This is a genomic window from Sphingorhabdus sp., assembly GCF_041737645.1.
Taxonomy (GTDB): domain Bacteria; phylum Pseudomonadota; class Alphaproteobacteria; order Sphingomonadales; family Sphingomonadaceae; genus Sphingorhabdus_B.
Genome location: NZ_JBGSRI010000052.1, coordinates 65,352 through 73,363 on the forward strand (window position 1 = coordinate 65,352; position 8,012 = coordinate 73,363).

Here is an 8,012-nt window from a genome sequence, read left to right on the forward strand (position 1 = left end):
CGTGGATAATTCCGGCGGCACATCTGCTAATATTCAGGCCAGTTTAGCTGGGCGTTACGCGACTGCGTTGTTTGAACTGGCGCGCGATTCCAAGGCGATTGATACCGTTGAACACAGCATGGCCGCCGTTGCAAAAGCTGTTGGCGAATCGGCTGATCTAAAGGCTTTGACGACGAACCCCGTATTGACCCGTAGCGACGCCAAAAAGGCAATTGCCGCCGTGGCGAAAGCCATGAAGCTGGATCCGCTTTCGACAAAGACGCTCGGTGTGCTGGCCGACAACCGCCGACTTGGTGAAACCGTTGCCGTTGCGCGCGCCTACACAGCGCTGGCCGCCGCCCACCGCGGCGAAGTAACCGCCGAAGTAACCTCTGCCCATGCACTCAGCGCTGCGCAAACAAAAGCGTTGTCGGCAAAGCTAAAGGCCCGCGTCGGCAGCGACGTTGCCATTCAAACCAAGGTCGATCCCTCCCTTTTGGGTGGCCTGACTGTCCGTATCGGCAGCCAGATGATCGACAATAGTATCAAAAACCGTCTCAACACCCTCGCAGCTGCGATGAAAGGCTAAGTACAGATCATGGATATCCGTGCCGCAGAAATCTCAAAGGTCATCAAGGACCAGATCGCCAATTTCGGCACCGAAGCTAAGGTTTCGGAAGTAGGCAGTGTGCTGTCGGTGGGTGACGGTATCGCCCGTATCCATGGCCTCGACAATGTACAGGCCGGTGAAATGGTCGAATTCGCGAACGGGATTCAGGGCATGGCGCTGAACCTTGAAGCGGACAATGTCGGTGTCGTGATTTTCGGCACAGACAGCGAAATTCGCGAAGGCGATGTCGTCAAGCGGACCGGCACGATTGTGGACGTTCCCGTCGGCAAGGAACTGCTTGGTCGCGTTGTCGACGGCCTCGGCAACCCTATCGACGGCAAGGGCCCATTGAAGACCACTCAGCGCAGCCGCGTTGAAGTCAAGGCCCCCGGCATCATCCCGCGCCAGTCGGTTTCGGAACCGGTTCAGACCGGCCTAAAGGCCCTCGATGCTCTCGTACCTGTGGGCCGTGGCCAGCGCGAACTGATCATTGGTGACCGTCAGACCGGCAAAACTGCCGTCGCCATAGACACCTTCATCAACCAGAAGGAAGTCAACAAGGGCACCGACGAATCGAAGAAGCTGTACTGCATCTACGTCGCCGTCGGCCAGAAGCGTTCGACCGTTGCGCAAATCGTCCGCGCTCTCGAAGAGCAAGGCGCGATGGAATATACCATCGTCGTTGCCGCAACCGCATCCGAGCCTGCACCACTGCAATATCTTGCACCTTATACCGGCGTTGCGATGGGCGAGTTCTTCCGCGACAATGGCATGCACGCCGTCATCGTTTATGACGACCTTTCGAAGCAGGCTGTGGCCTATCGCCAGATGTCGCTTCTGCTGCGTCGTCCTCCGGGCCGTGAAGCCTATCCCGGCGACGTTTTCTATCTCCACAGCCGCTTGCTTGAGCGCGCCGCGAAGATGTCCGACGCCAACGGCGGCGGTTCGCTTACCGCATTGCCGATCATTGAAACGCAGGCTGGCGACGTGTCGGCTTACATTCCAACCAACGTGATTTCGATTACCGACGGTCAGATTTTCCTTGAAACCGACCTGTTCTTCCAAGGCATCCGCCCTGCGATTAACGTCGGTCTGTCGGTGTCGCGCGTTGGCTCGGCCGCCCAGACCAAGGCGATGAAGAAAGTGTCGGGCTCAATTAAGCTCGAACTCGCGCAATACCGTGAAATGGCTGCGTTCGCGCAGTTCGGTTCCGATCTTGATGCCTCGACGCAAAAGCTGCTGAACCGTGGTGCGCGTTTGACCGAGCTTTTGAAGCAGAAGCAGTTCTCGCCGCTTCCTTTCGAAGAGCAGACCGCATCGATCTTCGCTGGCACCAATGGCTATCTCGACGGCATCCCTGTCGTCGATGTCACACGCTACGAAGAAGCGATGCTCGCTGACCTCCGCGCAAATCACGCCGACATCCTAAAGACCATCCGCGACAGCAGGGACTTCAGCGACGACAGCAAGAAGGCGCTGATGGCAGCACTCGACAAGTTTACGAAGAATTTCGCGTAAACATGGTCCGTGCGTTTGCCTTGATGGTTTTGGCGGTGTCAGCACCCGCAGTGGCGGAAACGCCACTTGACGGTGCATGGACCGTCGACTTGAGCGGCAATCCGGCTGAGCCATATACCAAACCTATGATATTGGCGCTTAACGCGGATGGCACCGTTACTGGCTCGTTTTACGAAAGCACAATCGAAGCGGGTCGTTGGAAAACCGATCGCGGTCGTACCTGCGTAAGCTTCCGGACAACCGACGGCGTCGGGCCTTATCACACTTCCGCTTGCCTCAACGGCGACAGCGTTCAGGGTCAGACCTGGGCTGAACAGCGGAATTTCCTTTTCAACTGGAACGCGGTGCGTTCAGGAGCTTCGGCGAAATAATATGGCAAGCCTCAAAGCCCTAAAAATGCGGATCAACTCGGTCAAATCGACCCAAAAGATCACCAAGGCGATGAAAATGGTCGCCGCTGCCAAGCTGCGTCGGGCGACCGAAGCGGCGCAGGCTGCACGGCCTTATGCCGAACGGCTTGAAGCCGTGGTGTCGAGCATTGCCTCGAAGGTCACCGTTGGCCCGCAATCTCCGAAGCTGCTGGCGGGCACCGGCAAGAACGATGTGCATTTGCTCGTGGTCGCAACTTCGGACAAGGGTCTGGCGGGTGCATTCAACACCAACATCGTCCGTCTGGCACGCAAAAAGGCCGAAGAACTTCGTGCTGCGGGTAAGACTGTCAAGTTCTACACCATCGGCAAGAAGGGCAAGGACCAGCTTGCACGCACTTTCCGTAGCGACATCATCCACAGCATCGAACCCGGCGATCTCGGCAAGCTGACATTTGCCGATGTGCAATCCTGGGGCGAAGACCTGACCGCGCGGTTCGAGGCCGGCGAATTCGATGTCGCGCACCTGCTGTTTTCGAAATTCGTTACTGTTCTGACTCAAGAGCCAACTGCCATTCAGTTGATGCCGGTTGCGGTTGCGGGCGATGGGGCATCGGTCGCTGTATCCGCTTCGGTCGAATATGAACCCGACGAGGAAGAAATCCTCGCAGACCTGTTGCCGCGCAACGTCTCGGTCCAGCTGCTGCGCGCCAACCGCGAAAATGCGGCGTCGGAGCAGGGCTCGAAAATGACCGCAATGGACAATGCAACCCGCAACGCAGGCGACATGATCAACAAGCTGACAATCCAGTATAACCGGTCCCGTCAGGCAGCGATTACCACCGAACTCATTGAAATCATCGCGGGCGCAGAAGCGCTCTAACGACATCCCAAGGCAAGGAAGAAGCAAATGGCAACCGCCCCGAAGAAAACCGCCGCTCCAAAAGCAGCTGCACCCAAGGCCGCCGCTGTAAAGGCTCCTGCGACTAAAGCCGCCGCTGCCCCTAAGGCGAAAGCGCCCGCAAGCAAGGCCCCTGCTCCCAAGGCGGGTTCCGGCCAGACCGCAGTCAATGTCGCTGGCGCAACCGGCCGCATTTCGCAGGTCATCGGCGCCGTTGTCGACGTCAGCTTCACCGGCACGCTTCCCGCCATTCTCTCGGCGCTTGAAACCGACAATAACGGCAACCGCCTCGTCCTCGAAGTAGCACAGCATCTTGGCGAGAACACCGTTCGCACCATCGCGATGGACGCGACCGAGGGCCTAACCCGCGGTCAGCCAGTCCGTGACACCGGCGCGCAGATTTCGGTGCCTGTTGGCCCAATGACGCTTGGCCGCATCATGAACGTTATCGGCGAGCCAATTGACGAGCGTGGCCCTGTTGGCGCGGCGAAGTCCAACCCGATCCATGCCGAAGCACCTCTGTTCACCGACCAGTCGACCGAGGCAGAAATTCTCGTCACCGGCATCAAGGTCATCGACTTGCTCGCACCTTATGCAAAGGGCGGCAAGATCGGCCTGTTCGGCGGTGCCGGCGTTGGCAAGACGGTTCTCATTCAGGAACTGATCAACAACATCGCGAAGGGCCATGGCGGCGTTTCGGTGTTTGCTGGCGTGGGTGAACGCACCCGCGAAGGGAACGACCTTTACCATGAATTCCTCGACGCTGGCGTTATCGCCAAGGACGCCGATGGCAACCCGACCCCTGAAGGTTCGAAGGTTGCGCTGGTGTTCGGCCAGATGAACGAGCCTCCCGGTGCGCGCGCTCGCGTAGCCCTGTCAGGTCTGACCATGGCGGAATATTTCCGCGATGAAGAAGGCCAGGACGTTCTGTTCTTCGTCGACAACATCTTTCGCTTCACGCAAGCCGGTTCAGAAGTATCCGCACTTCTTGGCCGCATTCCATCGGCTGTGGGTTATCAGCCAACACTGGCGACCGACATGGGGCAGTTGCAGGAACGCATCACCTCGACCACCAAGGGTTCGATTACTTCGGTTCAGGCCATTTACGTTCCCGCAGATGACTTGACCGACCCTGCACCAGCTACGTCGTTCGCCCACTTGGATGCGACGACCACGCTGAACCGCGCAATCTCAGAACTCGGCATCTACCCCGCCGTTGTCCCGCTCGACTCGGTCAGCCGCGTTCTGACCCCTGCCGTCGTTGGTCAGGAGCATTACGACACTGCCCGCCGCGTTCAGGAAACGCTGCAGAAGTACAAGTCGCTGCAGGACATCATCGCGATTTTGGGCATGGACGAACTGTCGGAAGACGACAAACTGACCGTGACCCGCGCCCGTAAGATCCAGCGCTTCCTGTCGCAGCCGTTCCACGTCGCCGAAGTCTTCACCGGCATCTCCGGCAAGTTCGTGCAGGTCGAAGACACCGTGAAATCGTTCAAAGCAGTCGTCGACGGCGAATATGACCACCTTCCCGAAGCAGCCTTCTACATGGTCGGCGGCATCGAAGAAGCGGTTGCCAAGGCCGCCAAGCTGGCGGCGGAGGCGGCTTAAATCCCTTCTCCCGTTGGGAGAAGGATACGAAGCCTTTGCTGCATAGCAGCTTAGGCGAAGTTGGATGAGGGGTCCCGCCCTGTCGGTAGGGAACATCCCCTCACCCAGCTACGACTAGGCAGCAAGCTGCCAAGTCTTCACAACCCTCTCCCAAAGGAGAGGGAAATGTTGGGAAATGCAGATGCCACTACACTTCGAACTCGTAACCCCTGAAAAGCTCTACCGCTCGGACGACGTCTATATGGTCGTCGTCCCCGGCACCGAGGGCGACTTCGGCGTTCTCGAAGGCCACAGCCCGATCATGAGCACGTTGCGCAGCGATGCGACGCTCGACATCTATGCAACGCAGGGTGCGACACCGGAAAGACTGTCTATCGCCGGCGGTTTTGCCGAAGTGAATGAAAACGGCCTGACTGTCCTCGCCGAACGCGTGGTTGAGGCCGTTTAATTATCAAGCTTTAATTCAAAGGCAAAGCCTCTTGGCTGGCTTCGGTCGGCAAGCGAGATTAAAGCCCTCAATATCTTTCCGTCGCGCCAGTAGGTTATTCTTTGCGGGTAATCATGCTTCGGATTTTCGAAAGTTATTGAATCAGCTGACACTTTCGTAGCTGCAAACCTTACCGGCTTTTGGTCACCTGAAATAGCCCAGAAGACCAGCTGGCCGTCTTCTTCACGCACAATGCGCATATGTTCCCAAAATTGAAGGGTCTCGCCTTTGCCCGAACGGTTTGCGCCGAACATGATCCCAGCCCGCGCTGAAGTCCAAAATTCTTCGCCCCAATTATCTCCTTCACTATTTACCCAAACGCCCGTGAGCCAGTTTGGCATGGCCTGTTCGTCCGTCGCACAGGCATTTTCTAATGGCGCTAGCGCTAACATAAGCGCCGTTAATATTGCTAAATGTCGCATCATGGCTCCCCCCTCAAGCGGGCTTTTGATGCCACAAAAACAGTCCCGCGCCAATGATGATAGCCGATCCCAACAGGGACGTCAGGTCCGGCCAATCGCCGAAAATCACGATTCCGAGCGCCATTGCGATCAACAACTGCACATAGGTCATCGGCGCGATTTCGGCGGCTGAGACACGCGTCGTGCCCATATATATCAGCCAATGTGCAAAGCTGGCTGATACAGCAACGATGCAAGCCCGCGCCACAATCGTCCAGTCAGGCACGCCGACATGAAGCGGAGCAAAGCCTGAAAAATGGCCGATCACGGCAGCGCTAACAACAAAGGGAACGGCGATGGACGCCACAAGGAATTGCATCAACAAGGGCGACCCTTGCCCCGCAACCGCGCGGTTTCCCATCATCATCAGCGACATGCACACCGCAGCAGCAAGCGGCATCAGGGCAACCCAACCCAACGCCGCCACATTGGGCCGCAAGATGATGAGCACCCCGGCAAAGGCGGCAAGCGAAGCAATCCATGTCGCCTTGCTGGTACGTTCTTTCAGGAACAGCGCGCTGAGCAAAGCCGTGATCATAGGGGTGGTAAAGCCGATGGCCGTCGCTTCGGCCAAGGGCATGAGGAAAATCGACGAGAAAAACAGGATAGTTGCGGCGGCGACTGCTGCGCCGCGCATCAATTGAATTGGCGGGTTCGGCAAAGCGAAGCCGCGCTTTCCTTCCTTCACCAACAGGAATACCCCAAGCCCCGTCGCGCCGACCGAATAGCGCAGTGCGGCGACGGCAGTTCCGGGCCATGCCCCGGCAATCGATTTGATCACGGCGTCACCGCACGATAGCAAGGCAAAGCCACATAATGCGAATAAAAGGCCCGAGCGGGCCGAGTGAGTGTGCACGGAAAATTCCCTAAATCCGCAGCCGCCTTAATGCGCCGTCGAGGCTATGGAAAGGACAATGAAACGGGCGGCAACGACATGGCTGATTGATAGCATTACCGTTTTATTCACCATTTGCAGGTAGCAACCATTTACGTTGCAACTGGAATAAATCGGAGCGGAAAAGCTGTGAGTGCATTTGGCAAGAAACCAGGCCTAACACCGGGACGCCCATCATTTGGCGTTGCGCGGCCCATGACAGGTGGCGGCTCTTCGCCGTCCAATCATACGCCGCAATCGCCCCCCTCTCCGCAACCTGAACCGCAACAGCCCGAAGGCGGCGAGCAGTTTCCTCCATTGCATTCGGTTGAACTACCCGGTGTCGCGCCGACACCTCAGACCCCTATGCAAGACGCCATGTCACGCCTGTCCGAACGCGCAAGTTCGGTGGCGGCTGTTGATGAGGGACCTCAAGGCTTTGAAGCGTCAGTCCACAAGATCAAGGAGCAGGTTCTCCCGCGCCTTTTGGAACGGGTCGATCCCGAAGCCGCTGCCTCACTGAACAAAGAAGAGCTTACCGAAGAGTTCCGTCCCATCATCCTTGAGGTTTTGGCCGAGCTCAAACTGACCCTCAACCGCCGCGAGCAATTTGCGCTTGAAAAGGTACTGGTCGACGAACTTCTCGGTTTTGGTCCGCTCGAAGAATTACTCGGCGATCCGGATATCACCGACATCATGGTCAACGGTCCCAACCAGACTTACATTGAAAAGAAGGGCAAGCTGACCATTGCGCCCATCCAGTTTCGCGATGAGGAGCATCTTTTCCAGATCGCCCAGCGCATCGTGAACCAGGTGGGTCGCCGCGTCGACCAGACAACTCCGCTTGCCGATGCCCGTTTGAAAGACGGGTCGCGCGTTAACGTCATTGTACCGCCACTGTCGCTTCGCGGAACGGCAATCTCGATTCGTAAGTTTTCCGAAAAGCCGATTACCATCGACATGCTCAAAGGCTTTGGTTCCATGTCCGAACCGATGGCAACGGCACTTAAAATCGCCGGCGCTTCGCGCATGAACATCGTTATCTCGGGCGGTACGGGTTCCGGTAAAACCACCATGCTCAACGCCCTGTCGAAAATGATCGACCCTGGCGAGCGCGTTTTGACGATCGAAGACGCGGCCGAATTGCGCTTGCAACAGCCCCACTGGCTTCCGCTCGAAACCCGCCCACCAAACCTCGAAGGC

Annotated in this window: 9 protein-coding genes; 7 read left to right on the plus strand and 2 right to left on the minus strand. The window is 57.6% G+C overall.

Annotated elements, in window-relative coordinates; all coding sequences use genetic code 11:
- The first annotated feature begins 1 nt into the window (after position 1).
- The 6 genes from ACEW72_RS09670 (at position 2) to ACEW72_RS09695 (ending at position 5,435) form a co-directional block, all read left to right on the plus strand.
- Positions 2 to 568: a F0F1 ATP synthase subunit delta gene (locus ACEW72_RS09670; RefSeq protein WP_373476166.1), complete on the plus strand. Its 567-nt coding sequence runs from the start codon at positions 2 to 4 to the stop codon at positions 566 to 568.
- Between the two features lie 9 nt (positions 569 to 577).
- Positions 578 to 2,107 (plus strand): F0F1 ATP synthase subunit alpha, encoded by a 1,530-nt coding sequence (atpA, locus tag ACEW72_RS09675; protein WP_373476167.1) that lies wholly within the window; start codon positions 578 to 580, stop codon positions 2,105 to 2,107.
- A gap of 35 nt (positions 2,108 to 2,142) precedes the next feature.
- A complete protein-coding gene (locus tag ACEW72_RS09680) occupies positions 2,143 to 2,478 on the plus strand; it encodes a hypothetical protein (protein ID WP_373476168.1) in 336 nt (111 codons plus the stop codon).
- Between the two features lies 1 nt (position 2,479).
- Positions 2,480 to 3,358, plus strand: a complete 879-nt coding sequence (locus tag ACEW72_RS09685) for a F0F1 ATP synthase subunit gamma (protein ID WP_373476169.1) — start codon at positions 2,480 to 2,482, stop codon at positions 3,356 to 3,358.
- Between the two features lie 27 nt (positions 3,359 to 3,385).
- Positions 3,386 to 4,987 carry a F0F1 ATP synthase subunit beta gene (gene atpD / locus ACEW72_RS09690; RefSeq protein ID WP_373476170.1) on the plus strand — a complete coding sequence of 534 codons (1,602 nt, stop codon included), beginning with the start codon at positions 3,386 to 3,388 and terminating at the stop codon, positions 4,985 to 4,987.
- A 181-nt stretch (positions 4,988 to 5,168) separates the two neighbouring features.
- Entirely contained in the window at positions 5,169 to 5,435 is a 267-nt protein-coding gene (locus ACEW72_RS09695; protein ID WP_373476178.1) for an ATP synthase F1 subunit epsilon, read from the plus strand.
- On the opposite strand, the gene ACEW72_RS09700 is transcribed toward ACEW72_RS09695, so the two are convergent.
- Positions 5,432 to 5,899, minus strand: a complete 468-nt coding sequence (locus tag ACEW72_RS09700; RefSeq protein ID WP_373476171.1) for a DUF6265 family protein — start codon at positions 5,897 to 5,899, stop codon at positions 5,432 to 5,434. The two genes, ACEW72_RS09695 and ACEW72_RS09700, sit on opposite strands and share 4 nt — an antisense overlap.
- A 10-nt stretch (positions 5,900 to 5,909) precedes the next feature.
- On the minus strand, positions 5,910 to 6,791 hold the full coding sequence (locus ACEW72_RS09705; RefSeq protein ID WP_373476172.1) for a DMT family transporter: 882 nt from the start codon (positions 6,789 to 6,791) through the stop codon (positions 5,910 to 5,912).
- A 168-nt stretch (positions 6,792 to 6,959) separates the two neighbouring features.
- Here ACEW72_RS09705 and ACEW72_RS09710 point away from each other — a divergent pair.
- A partial coding sequence (locus ACEW72_RS09710) for a CpaF family protein (RefSeq protein ID WP_373476173.1) occupies positions 6,960 to 8,012 on the plus strand: 1,053 nt, incomplete at its 3' end.

Coding starts and splice junctions, on each gene's coding strand:
- atpA (WP_373476167.1), top strand. CDS start 578: ATGGATATCCGTGCCGCAGAAATCTCAAAGGTCATCAAGGACCAGATC.
- ACEW72_RS09685 (WP_373476169.1), top strand. CDS start 2,480: ATGGCAAGCCTCAAAGCCCTAAAAATGCGGATCAACTCGGTCAAATCG.
- atpD (WP_373476170.1), top strand. CDS start 3,386: ATGGCAACCGCCCCGAAGAAAACCGCCGCTCCAAAAGCAGCTGCACCC.
- ACEW72_RS09695 (WP_373476178.1), top strand. CDS start 5,169: ATGCCACTACACTTCGAACTCGTAACCCCTGAAAAGCTCTACCGCTCG.
- ACEW72_RS09700 (WP_373476171.1), bottom strand. CDS start 5,899: ATGATGCGACATTTAGCAATATTAACGGCGCTTATGTTAGCGCTAGCG.